Origin of the sequence: Pigmentiphaga litoralis (assembly GCF_014651835.1) — a bacterium.
GTDB classification, from domain to species: domain Bacteria; phylum Pseudomonadota; class Gammaproteobacteria; order Burkholderiales; family Burkholderiaceae_B; genus Pigmentiphaga; species Pigmentiphaga litoralis.
Genome location: NZ_BMXQ01000001.1, coordinates 488105 through 512607, shown reverse-complemented (window position 1 = coordinate 512607; position 24503 = coordinate 488105). Strand labels below are relative to the sequence as shown.

21 protein-coding genes are annotated in these 24503 nt (G+C 64.6%); 8 read left to right on the top strand and 13 right to left on the bottom strand.

Annotated features, from left to right (window positions below; all coding sequences use genetic code 11):
• Positions 1-106: 106 nt before the first annotated feature.
• The 5 genes from IE116_RS02115 to smc form a co-directional block, all read right to left on the bottom strand.
• Positions 107-364, bottom strand: a complete 258-nt coding sequence (locus IE116_RS02115; RefSeq protein WP_189609352.1) for a DUF2789 domain-containing protein — start codon at positions 362-364, stop codon at positions 107-109.
• Between the two features lie 176 nt (positions 365-540).
• Positions 541-1287 carry an S-methyl-5'-thioinosine phosphorylase gene (locus IE116_RS02110; protein ID WP_189609350.1) on the bottom strand — a complete coding sequence of 249 codons (747 nt, stop codon included), beginning with the start codon at positions 1285-1287 and terminating at the stop codon, positions 541-543.
• Between the two features lie 12 nt (positions 1288-1299).
• Positions 1300-3438, bottom strand: coding sequence for an NAD-dependent DNA ligase LigA (gene ligA, locus IE116_RS02105; protein ID WP_189609348.1), 2139 nt, complete (start codon positions 3436-3438; stop codon positions 1300-1302).
• A gap of 17 nt (positions 3439-3455) precedes the next feature.
• Complete coding sequence (locus IE116_RS02100; protein ID WP_189609346.1) at positions 3456-4544, bottom strand: cell division protein ZipA C-terminal FtsZ-binding domain-containing protein; 1089 nt, start codon at positions 4542-4544, stop codon at positions 3456-3458.
• A 54-nt stretch (positions 4545-4598) separates the two neighbouring features.
• Positions 4599-8126: a chromosome segregation protein SMC gene (gene smc / locus IE116_RS02095; protein WP_189609344.1), complete on the bottom strand. Its 3528-nt coding sequence runs from the start codon at positions 8124-8126 to the stop codon at positions 4599-4601.
• A gap of 236 nt (positions 8127-8362) precedes the next feature.
• On the opposite strand from smc, the gene queF reads away from it, so the two are divergent.
• Complete coding sequence (gene queF, locus IE116_RS02090) at positions 8363-8782, top strand: preQ(1) synthase (RefSeq protein WP_179588040.1); 420 nt, start codon at positions 8363-8365, stop codon at positions 8780-8782.
• A gap of 184 nt (positions 8783-8966) precedes the next feature.
• Positions 8967-10292 carry a lysophospholipid transporter LplT gene (gene lplT / locus IE116_RS02085; protein WP_189609340.1) on the top strand — a complete coding sequence of 442 codons (1326 nt, stop codon included), beginning with the start codon at positions 8967-8969 and terminating at the stop codon, positions 10290-10292.
• Positions 10293-10373: 81 nt separating this feature from the next.
• On the opposite strand, the gene IE116_RS02080 is transcribed toward lplT, so the two are convergent.
• From IE116_RS02080 to IE116_RS02070, 4 genes are all read right to left on the bottom strand, one after another.
• On the bottom strand, positions 10374-11264 hold the full coding sequence (locus tag IE116_RS02080) for a uracil-DNA glycosylase (RefSeq protein ID WP_189609338.1): 891 nt from the start codon (positions 11262-11264) through the stop codon (positions 10374-10376).
• Positions 11261-11740, bottom strand: coding sequence for a ribosomal protein S18-alanine N-acetyltransferase (rimI, locus tag IE116_RS26100; RefSeq protein ID WP_308428251.1), 480 nt, complete (start codon positions 11738-11740; stop codon positions 11261-11263). The genes IE116_RS02080 and rimI overlap by 4 nt, the downstream gene beginning before the upstream one ends.
• Positions 11741-11784: 44 nt before the next feature.
• Positions 11785-12612, bottom strand: coding sequence for a tRNA (adenosine(37)-N6)-threonylcarbamoyltransferase complex dimerization subunit type 1 TsaB (tsaB, locus tag IE116_RS26095; RefSeq protein WP_308428199.1), 828 nt, complete (start codon positions 12610-12612; stop codon positions 11785-11787).
• Positions 12613-12677: 65 nt separating this feature from the next.
• Entirely contained in the window at positions 12678-13097 is a 420-nt protein-coding gene (locus IE116_RS02070; protein ID WP_189609336.1) for a hypothetical protein, read from the bottom strand.
• A gap of 121 nt (positions 13098-13218) precedes the next feature.
• Between IE116_RS02070 and ompR the strand changes: the two genes are divergently transcribed.
• The 4 genes from ompR (at position 13219) to IE116_RS02050 (ending at position 16693) form a co-directional block, all read left to right on the top strand.
• Positions 13219-13947, top strand: coding sequence for an osmolarity response regulator transcription factor OmpR (gene ompR, locus IE116_RS02065; protein ID WP_179588044.1), 729 nt, complete (start codon positions 13219-13221; stop codon positions 13945-13947).
• A 16-nt stretch (positions 13948-13963) separates the two neighbouring features.
• The gene (locus IE116_RS02060) at positions 13964-15325 is read left to right on the top strand and encodes a sensor histidine kinase family protein (protein ID WP_189609334.1); all 1362 of its coding nucleotides are present in this window, start codon (positions 13964-13966) and stop codon (positions 15323-15325) included.
• A gap of 174 nt (positions 15326-15499) precedes the next feature.
• On the top strand, positions 15500-16048 hold the full coding sequence (locus IE116_RS02055; RefSeq protein ID WP_189609332.1) for a peroxiredoxin: 549 nt from the start codon (positions 15500-15502) through the stop codon (positions 16046-16048).
• A gap of 126 nt (positions 16049-16174) precedes the next feature.
• Complete coding sequence (locus IE116_RS02050; protein ID WP_189609330.1) at positions 16175-16693, top strand: carboxymuconolactone decarboxylase family protein; 519 nt, start codon at positions 16175-16177, stop codon at positions 16691-16693.
• A gap of 58 nt (positions 16694-16751) precedes the next feature.
• Here IE116_RS02050 and ispF read toward each other — a convergent pair whose 3' ends face one another.
• The gene (gene ispF / locus IE116_RS02045) at positions 16752-17300 is read right to left on the bottom strand and encodes a 2-C-methyl-D-erythritol 2,4-cyclodiphosphate synthase (protein WP_189609328.1); all 549 of its coding nucleotides are present in this window, start codon (positions 17298-17300) and stop codon (positions 16752-16754) included.
• Complete coding sequence (locus IE116_RS02040) at positions 17287-18075, bottom strand: IspD/TarI family cytidylyltransferase (protein WP_189609326.1); 789 nt, start codon at positions 18073-18075, stop codon at positions 17287-17289. The genes ispF and IE116_RS02040 overlap by 14 nt, the downstream gene beginning before the upstream one ends.
• A 72-nt stretch (positions 18076-18147) precedes the next feature.
• Here IE116_RS02040 and mfd point away from each other — a divergent pair, with 72 nt between their 5' ends.
• Complete coding sequence (mfd, locus tag IE116_RS02035; protein WP_189609325.1) at positions 18148-21639, top strand: transcription-repair coupling factor; 3492 nt, start codon at positions 18148-18150, stop codon at positions 21637-21639.
• 56 nt (positions 21640-21695) lie between these two features.
• Entirely contained in the window at positions 21696-22562 is an 867-nt protein-coding gene (serB, locus tag IE116_RS02030) for a phosphoserine phosphatase SerB (protein ID WP_189609323.1), read from the top strand.
• A gap of 9 nt (positions 22563-22571) precedes the next feature.
• On the opposite strand, the gene IE116_RS02025 is transcribed toward serB, so the two are convergent.
• Together IE116_RS02025 and IE116_RS02020 are read right to left on the bottom strand one after the other, a co-directional pair.
• Complete coding sequence (locus IE116_RS02025) at positions 22572-23306, bottom strand: antibiotic biosynthesis monooxygenase (RefSeq protein WP_189609321.1); 735 nt, start codon at positions 23304-23306, stop codon at positions 22572-22574.
• Between the two features lie 3 nt (positions 23307-23309).
• Positions 23310-24278, bottom strand: coding sequence for a Bug family tripartite tricarboxylate transporter substrate binding protein (locus IE116_RS02020; protein WP_189609319.1), 969 nt, complete (start codon positions 24276-24278; stop codon positions 23310-23312).
• Positions 24279-24503: the final 225 nt, after the last annotated feature.

Below are 24503 nucleotides of genomic sequence, written 5' to 3'. Positions count from 1 at the left end.
TGATTGCCAGCCGGCCTGGCTGGCGAAATGAAAAACGGGGCGGGTGTCCGGCGCAGCATTTGCGTCCGGGCACCCGCCCCGTTCTGTATTCTGAGCTGCCGGTGTCTTAGACGCCGGTTTCCTGCTTGATCCCGTCCTGCTTGAGCGCCTCGTTCAACTGGTCGACGATCAGCGCCCACGGCGCGTCGGCTTTCAGTTGTTCGTGCAGGAACTGGCGCTGGCTGTCGCTCCAGAACGGCGCGGCATAGATGTCGGTGCCGTTCGGCAGTTGGTGCGTCTTGATGAACTCGGCGATCGCGTCGTTTTCCGCATCGAGGCCCAGCTGCAAAAAGAGATTGGTCATTGAAATTTCTGAATCGTCCATCGTGACTCCCGGTAGGTGTGGCGGTACCTGTCGAGTGTAGAGGGACGTGCAGGGCAAATCGGACAGCGCTTGTAACGGCAGAGCCGTTTGCGCATGCCCTGTTACGCAATTGATGGGTTCGGCCTCAGCGGCGGCGCGGACGCCGATGCGGACGCCCATGCCGAGCCCGCTCTGACTCAGTCCTTCAGGTTGACCAGGCTGCCCAGGATCGCGTGGATGCCCTGCATGGTCTTTTCAACCGTGTTGCGGATCTCGTCGAGCGAGATGGTGCCCGTGCTCGCGCCCTTCCCTGCGGCGTCATTGGTCACCAGGCACAGCGCGCCATAATCCAGCTCCAGTTCGCGTGCCAGGGCGGCTTCGGGCATGCCGGTCATGCCGACCACGTCGCAGCCGTCGCGGGCCATGCGCCGGATCTCGGCGGCGGTTTCGAGCCGGGGGCCCTGGGTACAGCCGTAGGTGCCGCCGTCGCGCACCTCCATGCCGGCCGCTTCTGCTGCCGTCAGCAGATCCGCGCGCATGTCGGCGCCATAAGGCAGCGTCATGTCGGCATGCGCCACGGCCTGGTCGCCGCCTTCAAAGAAGGTGTGCAGGCGATCATGCGTGTAGTCGATGATCTGGTCGGGCACCACGATGCGGCCGGGCGTGTAGCCGTCGCCAATACCGCCCACGGTCGCCACCGACACGATGCGGCGCACGCCGATTTCATGCAGCGCCCACAGGTTGGCGCGGTAGTTGATGCGGTGCGGAGCCAGTGTGTGCCCGTAGCCGTGGCGAGCCAGAAAGACGATTTCTTCGCTGTCGCCGATGCGGCCGTAGGTCAATGCACCTGAAGGCTCGCCGTAGGGCGTGCGCACCACCTGGCGGCGCGTGACCGTCAGTCCGGTGAGTTGATAAAGGCCGGTGCCGCCAATGATTGCCTGCATGAGGATCCCTTCTTATTTCTGATGGCCCGCCAGCAAGGCGCGCAGGCCATCTTCGTCGATCACCGTGATGCCGAGATCCTGCGCCTTGACCAGCTTGCTGCCAGCGTCTTCGCCGGCAACGACGTAATGCGTTTTTTTCGATACCGACCCGGTCACCTTGCCGCCCGCGGCCATGATCATCTCGGCGGCCTCGTCGCGCGACAGTGTCGGCAGCGTGCCGGTCAGCACGAAGATCTTGTCCGCCAAGGTGCCCGCCATGCGGTCCACGACCGTCTCGGTGCCCGGCTCGACGCCATTGCGCCGCAAGGCATCGATCACCTCACGGTTGTGCTCTTCGGCAAAGAAGCGGGCCAGCGATTCGGCCACCACCGGGCCAACATCGTTGACCGCCAGAAAGTCGGCTTCGGAAGCCTTGATGACGGCGTCCAGCGTGCCGAAGTGGCGCGCCAGGTCCCGCGCCGTGGACTCGCCCACGTGACGAATGCCAAGCGCGAACAGGAAGCGGCCGAGCGGCGGACTGCGAGTGGCCGCAATGGCGTTGACCAGGTTGGTGGCCGACTTTTCCCCAAGGCGATCCATGCCTGACAGTTCTTCCACCGTCAGGGTGTACAGGTCGGCCAGCGTGTGCACGCGGCCACTTTCCACCAGTTGATCGACCAGTTTGTCGCCCAGGCCATCGATGTCGAGCGCGCGGCGGCTGGCCGCATGGGCCACCGCCTGCTTGCGCTGCGCGGCGCAGAAAAGCCCGCCCGTGCAACGCGAAATCGTCTCGCCTTCCAGTCGTTCGATGGCAGACCCGCACACAGGGCAGGATGCGGGCATCACGAACTGCAGCGCGGTGGATGGACGCTTTTCCAGGATCGGCATGACCACTTCGGGAATCACGTCGCCGGCACGGCGCACGACCACGGTGTCGCCGATGCGCACGTCCTTGCGGGCGATTTCGTCTTCGTTGTGCAGCGTCGCGTTGGTGACGGTCACGCCGCCCACAAACACCGGCTTCAGTCGTGCGACGGGCGTAATGGCGCCCGTGCGTCCCACCTGCACTTCGATGTCCTGCAGTTCCGTCGTGGCTTCTTCGGCAGGAAACTTGTGGGCGATGGCAAAACGCGGCGCGCGGGACACGAAGCCCAGCGTACGTTGCGCGGCCAGCGCATCGACTTTGTAGACCACGCCATCGATGTCGTACGGCAGGTTCGGCCGCTGGGTTTGCGCGGCGTGATAGAAGCGCAGCAGCCCTTCCGCGCCCTCGACCTGCGCCCGGTATTGCCCGACGGGCAGGCCCAGGTCCCGCAGCCAGTCGAGCATTGCCGTGTGGGTCTCGTGCGGCGGCGTGGCGGAGGTGGCCACGGCGGGGGTAGGTGCCCCTGCCACCGAACTGGCCTGGGCGCCCGATCCGGCCGGCGACTTGCCGACGATCTCGCCCCAGCCATAGGCAAAGAAGCGCAGCGGCCGCTTGGCCGTGATGCGCGAGTCGAGCTGCCGCAGGCTGCCGGCGGCCGCATTGCGCGGATTGATGAAGACCTTATCGCCGGCCGCGCGCTGCGCGTCGTTGATCTTGTCGAAGTCGGCGCGAAACAGCAGGACCTCACCGCGCACTTCCAGCACCGCCGGCGCCTTGCCGTGCGCGGTGCTGGCACGCAGCTTGGTCGGAATCGCGCGCACGGTGCGGATGTTGGCGGTCACGTCTTCGCCAGTCTGCCCGTCCCCCCGCGTGACGGCCTGGGCCAACACGCCGTCCTCGTAGCGCAGGCTGATCGCCAGGCCATCGAATTTCAGTTCACAGGCGTAGGTCACCGGCGTATCGCCGGCCTTGAGCGTGTCCCGCACCCGCTTGTCGAACGCCGCGATGTCGTCGTCTTCGAACGCGTTGTTCAAGGACAGCATCGGCACGGCATGTCGCACGTTGCCAAAGGCCGACAGCGGCGCGCCGCCGACCCGTTGCGTGGGCGACTCGGCGGTGACCAGCAAGGGAAACTCGGTTTCGAGCGCGACCAGTTCGCCGAACAGCTTGTCGTACTCGGCATCGGTGACGATCGGCGCATCCAGCACGTAGTAGCGGTGGTTGTGTTCGGCAAGCTCTTCGCGCAGCGCGGAGATACGCTCGGCGGCGATGTTCTCGCGATCCAGCTTTGACGTCAGGTCAGTCATGCACGTGCCAATCCGGCTTAGCCAAACACCCGCTGCGCGCGGGCAGATCCGGCCGTCAGGCCCGCATCGTCCAGCCGCACATACAAGGCCTGCAGTTGCTTGTCGATCGCCTGCTCGGCGCCATCGGCCAGCGGACGGCCATTGTCGTCCACGACATCGGCTTCAAGACGCGCGGCCAGCGTGCGCGCGGTGGCCGCCATGCGGGCAAAACCGTGTTCGTCGGCCGGCGCGCGCGGCACGTCCAGCAGCAGATTCAATTGGCCGATGGTGGCCGGACCGGCCGATCCCAGCGATACGCCATCGGTGCGGCCCAGGGTGAAACGGATGATGCCGTCATGATCGACCCACGGCAGACGGCCATCCTGGATACCCGAAAACCCGGCTTCGCGCGCCGCGGTCAGGATGTCGCTCGACGCCCAGCGGCGGCTGCGGGCGACCAGCGTGATGCCGACCTGGGCATCCAGCGCGGCACATGCTCCGTCCAGTTGGCCGGCGCGTGCCAGCACGGCCTGGGTATCGGTCGCTTCGACGGTGCCGTCGAAACGGTCGGCCAGCACCCGCGACCGCGACAGGGCTTCGGCCCATTCACCAGCCGTCAGGGCGCCGCTGCGATTGGCCAGCAGCACGGCAACCTGCACCGAGGCATAGCGCTCATTGGGGCGAATGGAACTGCGATGCACGCCGTCGGCCGTGTGGGCGAACACACGCAGCGGCTTCTGGCCGGCGTGGCGGATGCCCTGGGTGAACGCACTCAGTTCGTCGCCCGACACCGGCTCCATGAACACCACGTCGATGACGGTCTCGCAGGCTTCATCGGCTTCTTCCGTGTCGTGCGCCGGGATGTCGGCCAGGGCGCCTGACTCCATTGAGGTGACCGGCTCGACCGCTGCCGGGGCCATGCCCAGGCCCGGTTCGCGGCGCACCAGTTCGGGCGACGTGCCGGGAACCGGCGGATCGCTCGGCGTCAACAGCGGGTCTTTTCCGTTGTCGGGAAAGCGTGCCTGCATCTGCTTGCGCGCGCGGTGGTCCTGGAACCAGTTCAGGCCAAGCACGATGACGATCGCCAGCACGCCAAGGGCAATCAACCCGGATTGAAGATCATTCATGTTTTGCGGTTCCCGAAAAGGGGGCGGGGATGGGAGTGAAGGGGCATGGCGGCGTCAGGCCTCGACGGCAAGCTGCAGGGCGGACTCGAGGTCGACCGCGACAATGCGCGACACGCCCTGTTCCTGCATGGTGACGCCCACCAATTGATGCGCCATTTCCATGGCGATCTTGTTGTGCGAGATGAAAAGGAATTGCGTCTGCTTGCTCATGCTGCGCACGAGGTTGGCGTACCGCTCGGTGTTCGCGTCGTCCAGCGGCGCGTCGACCTCGTCCAGCAGACAGAACGGCGCCGGGTTCAACTTGAACAGCGCGAACACCAGCGCGGTGGCGGTCAGGGTCTTTTCGCCCCCTGACAGCAGATGAATGGTGCTATTGCGTTTGCCCGGCGGTTGCGCCATGACCTGCACGCCCGCATCCAGGATTTCGTCGCCGGTCATGACCAGCTTGGCCTCGCCGCCGCCGAACAGGGACGGGAACAGCTCGCCAAAGTTGCGGTTCACGATATCGAAGGTTTCCTGCAGCAGTTGCCGGGTTTCCTTGTCGATCTTGCGGATGGCGTCTTCCAGCGTGTCGATGGCCGACTGCAGATCGGCCTGCTGCGCGTCCAGGTATTGCTTGCGCTCGCGCGAGGCTTTCAATTCGTCCAGCGCCGCCAGGTTGACCGCGCCCAGCAGGCCGATTTCGCGGTTCAGGCGCTGCACTTCCGAATTGAGCCAGTTGGCGCGCTGCCATTCCTTGGGCAGTTCGTCCAGTTCGGCGCCCAAGGCCACCAGGTCGATTTCCTGGTTCGACAGCTGTTCGCCGTACTGTTCCTGCGCCAGGCGCGCAGCCTGTTCCTTCAATTGCAATTCGGTAATGCGGGCACGGCGCGGCTCGAGCGACCGTTCGATCGTCAGCCGTTCTTCGTCAAAGCCGCGCAGCCCCGCGCTCAGGCTGTCCAGTTCGATGCGGGCGCGCGCCAAAATGTCTTCGCGCTCGGCGCGGATCTCCAGGGCGTCTTGCAAGCCGGCCTTGGCGGCCTCGTCGTCCAGCACCCGGAGTTCGGCCTGCACCCGCTCGGCGTCGCCCAGCGCGCGCTGGCTTTGTTCGGATGCCAGCTGCATGGTCCGGCGCAACTCGTCGATCCGCGCTCGCAGGCCTCGCTCGGCAAAACCGGCTTCCTGCGCGGCCCGTTCCAGTTCGCGCAGGCGCTCGCGGCCGGCCTGGGCATTGGCCTCGCGCTGTTCCTGCGCCATTTGCGCGTCTTCAAATGCTGTCTGTTTGTCGCCCAGTTCGCCGTCCAGCGTCTCAAAGCGAAATTCGGCTTCTTCCTTGCGGATGCGGGCCTCTTCTTCCTGCGCGGCGATCTCGGCACGTTCTTCGTCGATACGGCTGGCGCGCTCTTCGGACTGCGCCGCTTGCTGCGACAGCTTGGAGTGTTCGAGCTGGATCGCGTGCAGGCGCTGCGTGACTTCGGCCAGGCGCTGGCGCGACGCCGGCATGGCCTGCGCGACCTGCTGATAGGCGGCCTCGGCCCGTGCAACCACCGATCGGGATTCATCGGCCAGCATCTGCTGCGCCTTGACCTGGCGCTGCAGATTCTCGATTTCCTGCTGGCGCGCCAGCATGCCGGACTGTTCGGAATCGGCGGCATGAAAGCGCACGCTGTTGGCGCTGATCAGATGCCCTTCCCGCACCACGAACAGCGCGCCGTCGGGCAACTGCTGGCGGGCGCCCAGGGCCTGCGCCGCGTCGGTGGCGGTGTACACGTTGCGCAACCAGTCGTTCATCAGGGTGCGCAGCTGCGGATCGGTAATCCGCAGCAACGAGGTCAGCGGCGTCAGCCCCGCTTCGTTCGCTGGGGCGGCGCCCGGCGACGGCATCTGGAAGAAGGCCAGTCGCGCGGGCGGCGCGTCGCTGAAGAACGCCCGCGCCCAATCCAGGTTGCTCACTTCCAGCGCCGCGAGCCGCTCGCGCAGCACCGCTTCCAGGGCGGCTTCCCAGCCCGGCTCGATATGCAGCTTCTGCCACAGCCGGCCCAGGCCCGCGAGTTCGTGCTTTTCCAGCCAGGGGTGCAAGGCGCCCTGCTTCTGCACGTCCTGCTGCAGGCGAGTCAGCGCCAGCAGCCGCGCTTCGGTCTGGCCGACCGCGGCCACTTCCTTTTGGGACGCTTCTTGTGCCTGGCGCCGCCCGGTATCGACCTGGGGCAACTGCGCTTCCAGCGCCGACAAGTCTTCCTGGGCCTCGCGCACCCGCTGCTCGGTATCGGCCAGGTCACCCGTCAATTGGGTCAGCCGCGCGGCGTCGGGCCGCTGCAGATTGCGGGCTTCCTGGTCCAGCCGTTCGCGGCGCTGAGCCAGCGCCTGCAGTTGCCGGTCGGCTTCGCGCTGCGCCTGCGCGGTCAGCGCCAGGTTCTGTTCGACCTGGGCGAGCTCGGCGCGCATGGCGGCCAGGCCGGCCATGGCTTCGCGCACCCGGGTTTCGACGTCGGGCAGCTTTTCCTGCCATTCTTCGGCGGAGATGCGGGCTTCTTCAGCGCGCGCTTCGCCGATGGCAAGGTCTTCTTCGGCACGGGCCAGGTCCTCGCCGCCGTGCTCGTATTGCTCGTTCCACTGGGCGATCTGCTGCTGCAATTGCGCCAGCTGCGCCTGCATGCGGTTGCGGGACTCGACCACGTACTTGATTTCGGCTTCCAGGCGGCTGACTTCGCCGTTGGCCTCATACAGGCTGCCCTGGGCCGCGTGCACGGCGTCGCTGGCGGCATAGTGCGCCTGGCGGCTGCCCTCCAGGTCGGCTTCGAGCTTGCGCAGGCCGGCCATGGCGCCTTCCAGTTCGGTCTGCGCCTTTTCGATCTCCAGCCCGAATTCCATGCGTTCGCGGTCGGCTTCACGCTTTTTCAGCAGCCACAGAAAGCGCTGCTTCTTTTCGCCCTCGGCCTGCATGGTCTGGTATTTCTGGGCGACTTCGGCCTGCGCTTCCAGTTTTTCGAGCTGCGTGGTCAGTTCGCGGACGATGTCTTCGACCCGCGTCATGTTTTCGCGCGTATCGGACAGGCGGTTTTCGGTCTCGCGGCGGCGTTCCTTGTAGCGCGAGACCCCAGCCGCCTCCTCCAGGAACACCCGCAGTTCTTCGGGGCGCGCCTCGATGATGCGCGAGATCATGCCCTGCCCGATGATCGCGTAACCCCGCGCGCCCAGCCCGGTGCCCAGGAAGATGTCATGGATGTCGCGCCGGCGAACCTGCTGGTTATTGACGAAATAGCTGCTGGTGCCGTCCCGGGTCAGCACGCGCTTGACAGCGATTTCGCCGTACTGGCTCCACTGCCCCGCCGCGCGGCCTTCGGAATTGTCGAACACCAGTTCCACCGACGAACGCGCCGACGGCTTGCGGTTGATGGAACCGTTGAAGATGACGTCCTGCATGGACTCACCGCGCAGTTCGGACGCCTTGGATTCGCCCAGCACCCAACGCACCGCGTCGATGATGTTCGACTTGCCGCAGCCGTTCGGACCCACGACCCCGACCAGCTGGCTGGGGACGAGAATCGACGTCGGATCGACAAAGGACTTGAATCCTGCGAGTTTGATCTGGGTGAGTCTCAACGGAACCGCGCTTCCTGAAGGGGGATGTAACTACGAACCACGGACTGAGGGCAGGAATGCGGCGCAACCTGCGGCGGACAGCGAGGCGGCAGACGGCGGTGCCGCGAAAACGCATACAGTACCCGGGCGCTCCGTATAATACCAAAGGGCCACACGCAGGGCCGCGACCCGCGCCCTGCCTGCTGCACCGTGCAGCCGCCCATCGTAACCATTCCGCCAGGTCCCCATTCCGCATCATGCCTTCGCAACCCTCCAAGACCCTCGATACCTTCCCCAATCCCAGCCAGAAGCGGGATTTCCAGATCCATATCGAGGTGCCCGAATTCACCTGCCTGTGCCCCTTGACCGGCCAGCCGGATTTCGCGGTGCTGATTATCGACTACATCCCCGACCAACTTTGTGTCGAACTGAAAAGCCTGAAGCTCTATACCTGGAGCTTTCGCAACGACGGCGCCTTCCATGAAGCCGTCACCAACCAGATCGTCGACGACATCGTCGGGGCCATCTCGCCGCGCTTCCTGCGCCTGACCGCCAAGTGGTACGTCCGCGGCGGCATCTTTACCAACGTCGTGGTCGAGCATCGCCAGCCCGGTTGGGAACCTCTCCCGGCCGTCAACCTCCAACAGTTCGATACGGGCAGCAACACGCGCGGTTGAGCTCGCGGCAAAACGCGCTGACATTCCCTTGCTGCCTCACACAACTCAAAAGGCAAATATCGGTGCACGCGTGCTATAAATCGTCCGCCATGGTGCCCTGTTGGTGCCATGACGGAGTGCCGTCTTGATGACCGCGCTCGTTTCTTCCCATCCAACGCAGGCGCCAGAGTCAGACCGACAACCGATGAGACGTGGCTTTTACTTGATCATGGCGGCGCAGTTCTTTTCGTCGCTCGCCGACAATGCCTTGTTCATCGCAGCGATTGCGCTGATCCAGCAACTGGATGGTCCGGCGTGGATGACGCCGATGATCAAGTGGTCGTTCGCCCTGTCATATGTGGTGCTGGCCGCCTTCGTGGGCGCGCTGGCCGACAGCTTTCCCAAAGGCCGCGTCATGTTCGCGACCAACACCATCAAGGTGTGCGGCTGTCTGCTGATGTTCATGTATGCGAACCTTGGCATGGCCGAGGGGCACCAGGTCTACGTGGTGGCGATGGCCTACGCGCTGGTCGGCATCGGCGCCGCGGCGTACTCGCCTGCCAAGTACGGCATCATCACCGAACTCCTTCCGCCCGAGCAGCTCGTCAAGGGCAACAGCTGGATCGAAGGCCTGACGGTGGTGTCGATCATCCTGGGCGTGGTGGTGGGCGGCGCGCTCATCAGCCCCAAAATTTCAACGTGGTTGCTGGGGATCGACCCGATCCCGTCGATCACGCTGGGCGTCGACACACCTGCCGAAGCGGCGATTCTAGTGATCGCGCTGGTGTACCTGGTGGCGGCGTTCTTCAACCTGCTCATTCCGGATACCGGCGTGGCGTATCCGCGCCAGCAGCGCAATCCGGTTCGTCTCGTGGTGGAATTCGGCTGTTTCGTGCGCACCCTGTGGCGCGACAAGCTGGGCCAGATCTCCCTTGCCGTCACGACGCTGTTTTGGGGCGCGGGCGCCACCTTGCAGCTGATCGTGATCGAATGGGGCCGTGTCCAGCTCGGGTTGCCGCTGAACAAGGCGTCCATCCTGATGGGGGTGGCGTCGTTCGGAACGGTGGCCGGCGCCATGCTGGCCGGGCGTATTGCGCTGCACAAAGCGCTGAGTGTGCTTCCCGTGGGCGTCGGCATGGGCCTGGTGGTCATGCTGATGCCGTTCGCGTACGAAAAATGGTTCGTCTATACCCTGCTGATCGTCATCGGCGGTCTGGGCGGCTTCTTTGTGGTGCCCATGAACGCGCTGCTGCAGCACCGCGGCCACGTGCTCCTGTCGGCAGGACATTCCATTGCCGTGCAGAATTTCAACGAGCAGTTGAACATTCTGCTGATGGTCGCGGTGTACTCGCTGATGCTGGCGCTGAAGCTGCCGATCAATACCATCATCGTGATCTTCGGTTCGCTGGTGGCGGGGATAATGGTACTGATCATGCTGTGGAACAAGCGCAACCACCAATTGCATCCGGACCTGGATCAGGTGATTGGCAGTCGGGCGCATGGCACGGCATTGCGCTGCGATCACGGCTAGGGGCCGGGTCGGGCAGGGTTCACACGCCCTGCTTGGGTCGCTCATGCAAAAACGGGATGCTCGTTCAAGCATCCCGTTTTTTTATTGTGCAGGCGTCTTTTCCAGTGACGCCGCCAGCCGCAGGTCCTGCCAGGCGCGGCCTTTTTCCTGCGGGCTGCGCAGCAGGTAGGCCGGATGGTAGCTCACCACGACGGGCACGAGCCTGCCTTCCACATCGATTTCATGCGGGCGGCCGCGCAGGCTGGAGATGGCGGCGGTGCTTCCCAACAAGGTCTGGGCGGCGAAACGTCCCAGCACCAAAATCAGTTCGGGCTGCACGGCGGCGATCTGCCGCATCAGGTAGGGACTGCAGGTGGCGACCTCTTCCGGCAGGGGATCACGATTGCCCGGCGGCCGGCACTTGATGACGTTGGCGATAAAGACGTCACGCTCGCGAGCATGACCGACCGACGCCAGCATGCCGTCGAGCAGCTTGCCGGACTTGCCGACAAAGGGCTTGCCCTGCTTGTCTTCCTGCTCGCCCGGGGCCTCGCCGATCACCATCCAGCGCGCGCGCCGCACGCCGCCGCCAAACACGGTCTGCGTGCGGGTCTTGCAGAGTCCGCAGGCCACACAGCCGCGGACTTCCTGCTGCAGCAAAGACCATGCTTCCACGGGCGACAGGCCGGGCTTCGGGGCCAAGGCCGGGACGACACGAATCACTTCCTGGGCGACTTCGGGCAGATTGGCTGTATGCCGGGCGACAAGCTCGGCTTGGGGTTCGAGCACTTCCACCGCTCCCGCAGCCTCGGCATTCAATTCCTTGCCTTCTTCGCGAAGTTCGGCAGCCGCAGGTACCGGTTCGGGTCGAGTGGGCTCCGGTGCAGCCCCCGGCATACTGCCCGCGGCCCACACGCGTTCGATGCCCAGCTCGCGCAGCCAGGCCTTGCGCACTGCGTTCATCGGCACGCTGCTCTGTCTTGGATCGCTCATAACGCCCCCCGCCCCGCCTGGCGCGCGGATCCGCTGACCTGATGCTCTCCGGCCAGGAAGGTCTTGCGCATGACGATCGCGTCTTCCCGCCCGCCCGGCGCCGGATAGTAATTGCGCCGCACACCGATACGTTCATACCGATGCCGCTCGTAGAATCCCTGGGCGACCGGGTTGGACGGCCGCACTTCGAGCAGCACCGTCCGCGCGCCCAGCGACACGGCCACTTTTTCCGTCCAGTCCAGCAGGAAACGCCCGACCCCCTTGCCTTGCGCATCCTTGGCGACGCTGATGTTCAACAGATGGCCTTCGTCCAGCACCATCATCAACACGCAATACCCAAGCATGGCGCCCGCATCGCGCACGACCCAGGCGCTGTAGCCCGAACTGATCGAATCGGCAAAGTTCTTCCGGGTCCAGGGAAAGGCGTACACCGAGTTCTCGATGCGCTCGACGTCGTCCAGATCAGCCGGCGTCATGGCCAGCGGCTTGGCAACGCTTAGCTGGGTCGCAGCCGTTGACGTCATGAACCCTCTCCGATCCGTGCCGCCGGCGCGACTTTGGGATTGCCGCCCGCGCCCAGCAGACGTTCAGCCGTGGTGAATGCGACCTTGTCCCGCACGTACAGCGGCATGGCGTGTTCCGGCGCGATGGCATCACCGCGCAGCCAGCCCCGCCACGCCAGCGTTGCCACGGCCGACGCCGTTGGTCGCATGGCGCCGGACACGCACTGGCCGGCGGGCACCCCGGCAAACGCGTCCGGATAGGCGGTGGCAGCGTCTCCGGCCAGCAGCCAGCCGGTCGGGCCGGCATCGCTGCCGAAGGTCGCCTGCAGCCATGGCTCCAGCCCTTCCAGCGCCATTAGCTGGGGCTCGAGTAGCACCCGCTGTTCCTGATCGGATGGCTGCGCGTAGGCGGCGACATACACCTCTTGCATCCGGGCATCCATCGCGACCACGATCGGCTGTCCACCCGACCCATCGACCTGCACCGCCACCGCGGCATGGGACACCACCGGCAGCACCTGACGATCGAGCGCAAATCCCAGTCCCTGGGCCACACCACAGGCCACGCGCAGTCCGGTGAACCCACCCGGCCCCTGGCCGAACGCAATGGCGTCGATGGCAGACCGGGCGATGCCCGCCTCGGCCAGCACTTCATCGATCATGGGCAAGAGGCGCGCCGAGTGTTCCTGCACGCCCTGGTGTTCACGGGAAAAGACGAACGGGCGGCCGGCATCGCCGCTGCCTGATGCAGGCATGGCAGGCGTGCCACCCGCATCCGGCGCACGCAACAAAGCGACACCACACCAGGCGGAAGACGTTTCTAGGGAAAGGATATGCAGCGACATAGGCTGCGATTGTAAGACGTCGGCGCGCTAAAAACGGCGCCGCATGACTTTACAGCTTCTTGTCGTTACCGCTTCTTGTCGCGGTACGGCTGATAGACTTCCTGGCTGGCGTTGCGGATTTCCTGGCGCAGCTGATTGCGCTCTTCCGACGACAGCTTGCGAGGCACCTGCTGGCGCTCGTCTTGCGTGACCGGGCCCGCCCAGCCGTCCATGCCCGCCGACACCACGCCTACCGGACCATCGGCCAGCACCGCGCTGCGGCTGTCCATCGAGCGCGACATGGCGCGGTCGATACGCCCTTCCATGTCGGCCTGCATGCCGTCTCGGGCCGCACCGGCGACTCGGGCCAACAGGCGCGCATCCCGCGTTTGGGCAATCACCACCCCTGCCGACGCAGCCGCCACCACCACCGCCAAGCCAGCGATGGCAAGCGGACCGCGAGTCCACCGTTTGCGCAGAGAAATGGGAAGGATGACTTTGTTCACGACTCCATGATACGACGGTGAAAACAGGGGCTCACGCACTCAGCCGTGACCAAGTCCCCATTTCTGTAACAACCAATGTCCCTTGCTGGATTGATACAACTGGCTCCGTTACATTTGCCGCATGTCTCTAGCCAACGCCCCCAAAAAAATCCTCGTCGTCGATGACGACGTGCGTCTGCGCGACCTGCTGCGCCGCTACCTTGCCGAGCAGGGCTTCTCTGTCTGGGTCGCGGAAAATGCCCAGACGATGAACAAACTCTGGCAACGTGAACGTTTCGACCTGCTGGTCCTGGACCTGATGCTGCCGGGCGAAGATGGCCTGTCCATCTGCCGCCGTCTGCGCGGCGCCCGCGACAGCACCCCCATTATCATGTTGACGGCCAAGGCCGAAGACGTGGACCGTATCGTCGGCCTCGAAATGGGCGCCGATGACTATCTGCCCAAGCCGTTCAACCCGCGCGAATTGCTGGCCCGGGTCAACGCCGTGCTGCGCCGCCGGGGTCCGGAAGAACATCCGGGCGCACCGAGCCAGGACAACGAATCCGTGTCCTTCGGCCCCTACGTGCTGAACCTGGCTACCCGTACCCTGACGCGCGACAACGAGCCGGTCGCCCTGACTACCGGCGAATTTTCGGTGCTGAAGGTGTTTGCCCGCCACCCCAAGATCCCGCTTTCGCGTGACAAGCTGATGGAACTGGCGCGTGGCCGCGAATACGAAGCGTTCGACCGCAGTCTGGACGTGCAGATCTCGCGTCTGCGCAAACTGATCGAACCCGATCCTGCCAAGCCCGTGTTCATCCAGACGGTGTGGGGCCTGGGCTACGTGTTCGTTCCCGATGGCGGCAGCTGACGGCACCTGAGGTTTCATGTCCGTTGCCCTGCGTGTGGCGTCTCGCTTAGGCCTGTTCAGCCGCACCTTTCTATTATTGACCGTTCTGATGACGGCCAGTCTGGCCGCGTGGCTCCAGGCTTTTCGAAGCATGGAAGTGGAGCCGCGCGCGCAGCAGGTCGCCCAGCAGATCGTCACCGTCGTCAACATCACCCGCGCCGCGCTGGTGCACTCGGCACCGCGAGAGCGACGCTATCTTCTCCTGGACCTCGCTACGAACGAGGGCATCCAGGTTTACCCCCGCGAATCCGGCGACAACACCGTCCCCATCCCCAATCGGCAGGTGTTGCAGCGCGTTGAAGAACAAGTGGTCGACCGCCTGGGCCCCGAAACCATCGTGGCGTGGGAAGTCAACCGCATTCCCGGCCTGTGGGTCAGCTTTTCCATTGACGACGATGCCTATTGGATGGTCGTCGAGCGCGACCGAGCCGAGCGCGTGCCTGGCGTGGAATGGCTGGGCTGGGGCGCGGCGGCGCTGCTGCTCTCGCTGTTGGGCGCCGCCGTCATCGTTGGCTTCGTCAACCGGCCGCTGTCCCGACTGTCGCGGGCGACGCAGGCCTTGTCGCGAGGCGAGACGCCCTCTCCTTTGCCTGAAAGCGGTCCGGAAGAGATCCGGCGAGTCAACACCAGCTTCAACCGCATGGTCGAAGAACTGGACCGCGCCGAGGCGGATCGGGCCTTGATGCTGGCCGGAATTTCCCATGACTTGCGCACGCCGTTGGCACGGCTGCGGCTCGAGATCGAAATGAGCGGCGCGTCCGAAGCATCGCGTAACGCGATCGACGAGGACGTCGAGCAGATCAATCGCACCATCGGGCAGTTCATGGAATATGCGCGCCCGGCGTCGTCCACCGATTCGACGCACAACGTGTCCGAACTGGTGTCCGACCTGATCGAGCGCGAACGCAGCCACACCGAAGCCTTGGGGGGTTCGCTCTCGGCCGAGGTGAAGCCCGACCTGTGGGCGCGTATTGCGGCACCGGACCTGCAGCGCGCCGTGGGCAACCTGATCGAAAACGCGCGACGGTATGGGCATGGTCCCGACGTGCCGCTGCGCATCGACGTCAGCGTCAAACCCCAGGGCGCCAATGTGGTGATCGAAGTCGCCGACCGCGGTCCGGGGATCAAGGCAGAAGACGTGCCGCGTCTGCTGCGTCCGTTCACCCGGGGGTCCGATGCGCGGACAGATGCCGGCGGCGCCGGGCTGGGATTGGCGATCGTTCGTCGCCTGCTGCAACGCGCCGGTGGTACGCTGACCTTGGTGCCACGGGATGGCGGTGGGTTGGTGGCGCGAATCGTGCTGGCGGCTTCGTCTGTCCGTTCACCGGATGGAAAGTAATGGCAGGACAAGAAAGTGCAGTATCCGGAGCGCGAACGGAATCTAACGATGTCTTAGGCAATTCCAATTAGACATCGATTTCCAATAGCGTAGTATTTATGAGTTCCTGGTGCAGACCCCGCACCGCAGTGCGCGGCGTCGTGTCACCTGGCTTTTACGAATCCAGGAGAGAACATGAAAACTGTCGGCGAAAAACTCGAAGCATTCAAGGTCAATGGCGTCAAGCCGGGCTTTAACGCTCACGAAGAAAACGGCGCTTCGGCGTTCGAGACGATTACGGAAAGCTCGTTCCCCGGTAAGTGGAAGATCATTTACTTCTACCCGAAAGACTTCACGTTTGTGTGCCCGACCGAAATCGTCGGCTTTGCCAAGCTGGCGAAAGACTTTGAAGACCGCGACGCCGTGCTGATGGGCGGATCGGTCGACAACGAATTCGTGAAGCTGGCATGGCGCCGTGAGCATCCGGACCTGTCCAAGCTGAATCACTACCAGTTTGGCGACGTACGCGGCGAGCTGGTGGACCAGTTGGGTATCCGCGACAAGACGGAAGGCGTGGCCTTGCGTGCCACGTTCATCGTTGACCCGGACAACACCATCCAGCACGTATCGGTGAACAACCTGAACGTCGGTCGCAACCCGGAAGAAATCCTGCGCTTGCTTGACGGTCTGCAAACCGACGAACTGTGCGCATGCGGTCGCGACGTCGGCGGCTCGACGCTGTAATGCCTCATGGCACGGGCGACGCCTGACCTGGTCATGCGCGCTGTCCGTGCCACGGCCGCCGCTGTGCTTGCCAACCAAGCCCGGAACTTCCGGGCTTTCATTGACGCAAATGAATAGGACATAACTATGGAATTCCTTGCATCAATCAAAGAAAACATCCCTGATTACGCCAAAGACATCCGCCTGAATTTGGATGCCGTGATCAGCCGATCGTCGCTGTCAGCCGAAGACGCCGTCGGCTCCGCCCTGGCCGCAGCGTACGCCGCCAAAAGCAAATTCCTGATCGACGCCTTCAAGAGCGGACTGTCCGATGTCGATGCGAACGCCGCGTTGACGGCGGCTGCGCTGATGGGCATGAACAACGTGTGGTACCCCTACCCCGAAATGACCGACGACGCGCAATTGAAGACGCTGCCGCCGCAACTGCGCATGAACGCGTACGCCTCGCACGGTGGGGTCGAAAAGAAGCGCTTTGAACTGTTTGCGCTGGTGGCGTCGATCATTGGCAAGTGCCACTTCTGCGTGAAGTCGCACTATGCGACGCTCAAGCAGGAAGGCCTGTCGTCGGAACAACTGCGCGACGCGGGCCGCATCGCCGCCGTGGTCAACGCAGCTGCGCTGGTGCTGGCGGCCGAAGGCAAGTAAGGAAACAGGTGTCGCACAGGCGGCGCAGCGCCCGGACGGTATCGCCAGGCGCTGCGCTTCAATCGCCTTTGTACAGGTCTTCGACCAGGAACGGATCGGGCTTGCGCGCCAGCATCGCCACCACCGTTGCCGCGATACCTTCCTTGCGGCCCAGATAGCCCAGCGACTCGTTTGTCTTGGCTTTGACGTTGACGCAGTTGACCGGAATGCGCAGGTCGTCGGCAATATTGCGCACCATGGCCGGCGCATGCGGACCGATCTTGGGCGCTTGCGCGTGCACGGTGGCATCGACGTTCACGACCTGCCAGCCGGCTTCGTCCACCCGTTGCAGGGCGGTGCGCAGCAGGACGCGGCTGTCCGCGCCGGCGTAGGCCGCATCGGTGTCGGGAAACAGCCGCCCAATGTCGCCCAAGGCTGCAGCGCCCAGCACGGCGTCGGTGATCGCGTGCAGCAGCACGTCGGCATCCGAATGCCCCAACAGACCGTGCGTGTACGGAATCGTCACACCGCCGATAATCAGCGGCCGATCAGGCACCAGAGCATGCACATCGAAGCCCTGGCCGATGCGAAACGGGAAATGGCTGGGGGTGGCGTCATGCGTTGTCATCGATCCATCTTTCCATCAGGTCAAAATCTTCGGGCCAGGTCAGCTTGAAATTCTTCAATGAGCCCGGAACTAAGCAGGGTGCGTGGCCAAGCGCTTCGATGGCACTGGCTTCATCGGTCACCGCGGTGCCGTCGCGGACCGCGGCGTCGAGTGCTGTGCGCAGCAGGCCGGCGGGAAACATCTGCGGGGTCTGCGCCTGCCACAGATAGTCGCGTTGCACGGTGGTGGCGACGCGGGGTGGCTGGGAGCGGTCCGGTTCTTGCGACTTGATCGTGTCGGCAACGCGCATCGCCACCAGGCCACCGGTGCTGCGGGCTGCGTTCGACGCGCTGTCTGTACCCGAATCCCGGTGCTGACGCAGACAGGTGTCGATCAGATCGGCCAGGATCGCAGCCGACAGGCCCGGACGCGCGGCATCATGCACGAGCGCCCAGGCATCATCGGGCAGGTTCAGCGCAGCCAGCGTATTGCGGACGGTGTCGGCCCGTGTGGCGCCGCCGCAAGGCAGGATCTCGACACGGTCCATGCCCTGCAAGGCACCGTGCGCCCAAGGGTCGCCTTCGGTGACTGCGACGACCACCCGGGTGATGCGGGCATCTTGCAGCAAGGCGTGCACCGCGCGGCGCAGCATGGGCTGGCCGGCCAGCAGCCGGTACTGTTTGGGCGTGACGGCTTTGGGCGTGACTGCCGGGTCGGGATCGGCTTGGCGCGGGGCAGCCCGCGCACCGACGCCGGCCGCAGGAACGATAGCGATTAACTCAGGGGGCTCGTGCATGCCTCCTATAATACGGAATTGCCGTGACGCTCGCGCTGCCCCCCGGCGCGGATCACTCAACCCTCGACACTGATGTCCGCTCCCACCTCCGCTATCAAGCCGTCCGCCTCCCCTTCCCGTCCCGTGACCGACGGCCTTCCGGCCCCGTCGGCCTTGACGCGTGCGCTGCTTGCGGCGCTCAAGACCGGAGAACGCTACGGCCAGCCCCGGCCGCCGGGCGCAGGCGATGCCTGGTTGCTCGCGGACCTGGCCCGGCAGGCCAGACGGCCCCTGGCCATCCTGACCGCCGACCCGCTCGATGCGCAGCGCCTGGCCGAAGAAATCCGCCAGTTCGCCCCTGAATTGCGGGTCAACCAGTTTCCGGATTGGGAAACGCTGCCCTACGATGCGTTTTCGCCGCATGAAGACCTGATCTCGGAACGCCTGAAGGCCCTGCATGGTTTGTCGAGCGGCACGGTGGACGTGCTGACGGTGCCGGTCACGACCGCCATGTATCGTCTGGCGCCGCCCTCGTTCCTGGCGGCCTATACGTTCTCGTTCAAGCAGGGCGACCGGCTGGATGAATCCGCGCTGCGCGCCCAACTGACGCTGGCCAACTATTCGCACGTGACGCAGGTGACCGCGCCGGGCGAGTTCTGTATCCGTGGCGGCTTGATCGACCTGTTTCCGATGGGATCGGCCCTGCCCTACCGGCTTGATCTGTTCGACGACACGATCGAATCGATTCGCAGCTTCGACATCGACACGCAGCGCAGCGTCTATCCGGTCAAGGAAGTGCAGATGCTGCCGGGCCGCGAATTTCCGATGGACGAGGCGGCCCGCAATGAATTCCGTGCACGCTTCCGCGAATTTTTTGAAGGCGACCCGTCGCGGGCCATGCCCTACAAGGACATCGGCAGCGGCATTGCCTTTCCAGGCGTCGAATACTACCTGCCGCTGTTCTTCGACGAAACGGCCACGCTGTTCGACTATCTGCCCAAGGACGCCATTACCGTCACGCTCGGCGATACCGAAGACGCGATCCGCCGCTTTGAATCCGATACGGCCAGCCGCTATGGTTTCCTGAAAAGCGACCGCGAGCGGCCCATTCTGGCGCCGGCACGCATTTTCCTGGATACCGAGGGCCTGTTCGGCCACTTGCGGCAGTTTCCGCGACTGGCGCTGACGGCCGATCGCAATCATCCGTCATTCATCACCCCGCCCGACGTGGCCGTGCAGCGCAAGGCCGACGATCCCGTCGCGCGCTTGCGGGCGCAAGTGTCGGTGGCCGATACCCATGTGCTGCTGTGCGCCGAATCAGCCGGGCGGCGCGAGACCATCGTGCAGATGCTGGCCGAGTTCGGCCTGCATCCCCAACCGGTCGAATCGGTGCAGGACTTCCTGGCGCGGCCCAGCGGCTTTTCGATCGGCATCGCGCCGCTGTCGTCCGGCTTCGGACTGGCGGACAGCAAGCTGCTGTTCCTGACCGAAAGCGACCTGTTCACCGGTCACACGGTGCGGCGCGGCAAGCGCAACCAGGAACGCGCCAGCAACGTCGAGTCCATGGTCCGCGACCTGTCCGAGCTGCGGGTGGGCGATCCGGTCGTCCATACGCAGCACGGCATCGGGCGCTATCAGGGCCTGATCGTCATGGACATCGGCGAAGGCGACATGGAGTTCCTGCACCTGGAGTACAACGGCGGCAGTACGCTGTATGTACCCGTGTCGCAGCTGCATGTCATTTCGCGATACAGCGGGTCGGACCCCGAAACGGCGCCCCTGCATCAACTGGGCTCGGGCCAGTGGGACAAGGCGCGCCGCAAGGCCGCATCGCAGGCCCGTGATGCCGCGGCCGAACTCCTCAACATCTATGCCCGCCGCGCCCTGCGCGAAGGCTTTGCGTTCAAGCTGCCGCTGTCCGACTACGAAGCCTTTGCCGAATCCTTCGGCTTCGAAGAAACCGTGGACCAGGCCCTGGCCATTCAGGCCGTGATCAAGGACATGACGTCGGGCAAGCCCATGGACCGCCTGGTGTGCGGCGACGTGGGTTTTGGCAAGACCGAGGTCGCGCTGCGTGCCGCCTTCCTGTCGGTGATGAACAGCAAGCAGGTGGCGATTCTTTGCCCCACCACACTGCTCGCCGAACAACATGCGCAGAACTTTGCCGACCGCTTTGCTGACTGGCCGGTGCGCGTTGCCGAGCTGTCCCGCTTCAAGTCGGCCAAGGAAATGGCGGTCTCGATCGACCTGATCAATGAAGGCAAGATCGACATCGTGATCGGCACGCACAAGCTGCTGTCCGACAAGGTGAAGTTCAAGAATCTGGGCCTGGTCATCATCGATGAGGAACACCGTTTTGGCGTGCGTCAGAAGGAAGCCTTGAAGGCCCTGCGCGCCGAGGTGGACGTGCTGACGCTGACGGCCACGCCAATTCCCCGCACGCTGGGGCTGTCTCTGGAAGGCATCCGCGACTTTTCCGTGATTGCCACGGCGCCGCAGAAGCGGCTGGCGATCAAGACCTTCGTGCGCCGGGAAGACAACAGCACCGTGCGCGAAGCCTTGCTGCGCGAGCTCAAGCGCGGCGGGCAGGTTTACTTCCTGCACAATGAAGTGGACACCATCCACAATCGGCGCGCCAAGCTCGAAGAACTGGTGCCGGAAGCGCGCATTGCGGTGGCCCATGGCCAGATGCCGGAACGCGAGCTGGAACAGGTCATGAAGGGCTTCTATCAGCAGAAGTTCAACGTGCTGCTGTGCACGACCATCATTGAAACCGGCATTGACGTGCCGAGCGCCAACACCATCGTCATTCACCGTGCGGATCGTTTCGGCCTGGCCCAGCTGCACCAGTTGCGCGGCCGCGTCGGGCGCTCGCATCACCAGGCCTATGCTTATCTGATGACGCCGGGCGAAGACGCCATCACCACCAATGCCAAGAAGCGTCTCGAAGCGATCCAGGCCATGGAAGAACTCGGTTCCGGTTTCTACCTGGCCATGCACGACCTGGAAATCCGCGGCGTGGGCGAAGTGCTGGGCGAGAACCAGTCCGGCAACATCCAGGAAGTCGGCTTCCAGATGTACAACGACATGCTGAACGAAGCCGTTCGTGCACTCAAGGATGGGCGCGAACCCGACCTGAACGCACCGCTGTCCGCCACGACCGAAATCAACCTGCACGTGCCTGCCCTGCTGCCCAATGACTACTGCGGCGACGTGCATGCGCGCCTGGCGGTCTACAAGCGGCTGGCCAACTGCGAGGATGCCGAAGCCGTCGACATCATCCAGGAAGAACTGATCGACCGATTCGGCAAGCTGCCCGAGCCGGCGCGCGCGCTGATCGACATCCATCGTTTGCGGTTGCAGGCCAAGGGTGTGGGCGTGATCAAGATCGACGCCAGCGAAGCTGCGGCCGTCATGCAGTTCGTGCCCAATCCGCCGATCGATCCGATGCGCATCATCACGCTGGTGCAAAAGAATAAACACATCAAGATCGCCGGACCGGACAAGCTGCGCATCGAGATCAAGGCGCCCGACCTGAAGTCACGGGTCGAGGCAGTTCGCACCACCCTGCGCTCGCTGGTCTGACACGGCACGCATCCGCGCGGCATGAATTCTTACCCTTCTACGTATTCCTTTCGACCATGACCCATCTCGTTGTCCAGGCGCCGGTGCTTGCCGATGCCGATCTTTCCCACCTCCAGACGCTGGTGCAGGCCAGGCGCGACATCGACCTCGCGCCGCATGCGCTGCGCATGACGGACGTGCGCGATGACGCCGGGACCCGCGCCGCGGTCAAGACCTACTGCACCGAGGCAGGCATCGACTGGGCGTTTGTCGAACCCGGCGCGCGCCTGGCGGATTGGAAAGTGCTGGCGATGGACATGGACTCGACGCTGATCTCGATCGAATGCATCGACGAAATCGCGGACATGGCCGGCCTGAAGGCGCAGGTGTCCGCCATTACCGAAGCCGCCATGCGCGGCGAGATCACCGACTTTAAGGACAGCCTGCGCCGGCGTGTCGCGCTGCTGCGCGGCCTGCCACTCGAAGCCTTGCAGCAGGTGTATATCGAACGCCTCAAGCTGAACCCGGGCGCTGAAAGGCTCGTGTCGACGGCACGCGAGATGGGCGTCAAGACGCTGCTGGTGTCCGGCGGGTTCACCTGGTTCACCGGCCGACTGAAAGAACGCCTGAACCTGGATGCGGCGCATGCGAACACCCTGTCGGTGGACGCCCAGGGCCGCCTCACGGGCGAAGTCGATGGCGACATCCTGGATGCCCAGGCCAAGGCGGACCACCTGGTGGCGTTCGCCAGGCAACACGGCGCCCTGCCGTCGCAGGCCATCGCCATGGGCGATGGGGCGAATGACCTGACCATGATGGGCGTGGCGGGCCTGAGCGTGGCCTATCACGCCAAGCCGGTGGTGCGGGATCAGGCCACCCGGTCGATCAATGTATGCGGCCTGGACAGCGTGCTGAACTGGTTCGAAGACACCGTCCAGCGCTGATCGGCAAGCCTATCGGTCCTCCCGCACGTAGGGCGTGCCGATGGCGTGGTAGAGGTTCTGCTGCACATCCTGGACATTCCCATCCAGGTCCTGCCGCTCCGGCCGGTGGAGCCACGCGGCCAGGGCGTCTTCATTGGACGGCGTTGCGGACGTGAACTCCAGCACCTCGACATAGCGCGCCTCGTCGTGCGTTTCCTGATAGATCCGATAGCGCCGGCAGCCCGTCATCTCGCGCGTGGCGGCCGCTTCCTGTTGCGCCTGTTCCATCGTCAGCCCGTGCGGACGCCGGGTGTGCCGCACCACCACCGTCGACCCGGTGTGATGCGCCGCGTCGGCATGACGCGCACCAGCGGGTGCAAGCGCCAGTTGCCGCAGATTCAAGCGGATGCGGTCCTTTCCGAAAAAACTCCAGATCCGGCCCGACCAGGGGCTGGGATGGGTCGTCACGTGCTGGAAGCCGGGACTGGCTTCGACGGACTCGTCCACGGTTTCATACAAGGCCAGGAACTTGGGGAAGGCTTCGTCGCTGTAGTAGCGGGTGCCACTGACAAACCCGTCCAGATCGACGATCTGCGGGATGTGCTCGCGTTCGTACCAGGCGTTGAATTCTTCCTCGCGTTCCGGGGCGACGTGCAGCCAGACGGCGATCATGCCGGTGGGCAGCGTGCCGGTAGGGCTGGACGCGGCGTTGGCGGTCTCACCGCTTGCCGCCGCCGCGGGCCGTGTCGAATCAATCGTTGACATCGTTCACTCCATTTTGATGTTGGCATCCGCAATCACGCGCTTCCAGAGCACGAGTTCGCTGGCGACCAGTTTGTCAAAGGCGGCCGGCGCGCCGGGCGACGGGTCTGCCCCAGCGGCCGCCAGCTGCGCGCGTACCTCGGGCCTGTCCAGCGCAAGGGTCAGTTCGCGGTTCAGGCGATCGACCACGGCAGGCGGTGTGCCCGCGGGTGCGATCAATCCGTACCAGGCCACCACTTCCGCGCCCGGCAGACCGGCCTGCGCCACGGTCGGCACGCCCGGCAAGGCGGCCGACGGCGCTGGTCCTGCGATCGCGATCGGACGGAGCTGGCCAGACTTGATGAAGCCAAGCACCGGCGGCACACCGCTGAACAGCATCTGCACTCGATGGGCCAGCATGTCGGTCACGGCGTCCTGGTTGCCTTTGTAGGGGACGTGCACGATATTGACCTTGGCAAGCGAACGGAACAACTCCCCGGCCAAGTGGTTGGTGCTGCCGATGCCTGACGAGGCGAAATTCAGTTGTCCGGGATGAGCCTTGGCATAGGCCACCAGTTCAGGCAAGGTCTTGACCGGAATCGCCGGGTCGACCAGCAGCACATTGGGACTGCTGGCGATCAAGCCGATCAGGGCCAGATCCTTCTGGGTGTCGAACGGCATCTTGTCGCCGTACAAGGCGGGGTTGACCGTCATGGGACCGGTCGTGCCGATGCCGATGGTGTAGCCGTCTTTCGCTGCCTTTGCGACCAGGTCGACGCCGATATTGCCACCCGCGCCGCCCCGATTTTCCACGACCACCGTCTGCTTCAATTGCTGCGACAACGGGATGGCAAGCGCGCGGGCCAGGATATCGACCGTGCTTCCCGCGGCAAACGGCGCGATCAGCCGGATCGGCCGCGCCGGGTAATCCTGCGCCGCGGCGGGCAAGGCGGTGGCGAATGCCAGCAGCCCTGCCGCCAGGATGGAAAGCTTCATGCCGTCTCCCGCCTTTTTGTCGTTGCGCCTTGCAACTAGTTGACACCAGCAACTATTGTGCGCCTGTCAGCGCGCCTTGCAACCAGGGTTCCCCCTGATGCGGGCACAACGCCAATGCGGCAGGCGGCCGACACCGCGCAGCACGGGATGCCGCTGCGGATCAGACAAGCATGGGGAACGTGGTCATGCGAACGATGCAGCCGATCACCGACGGCGCAGGCGCGC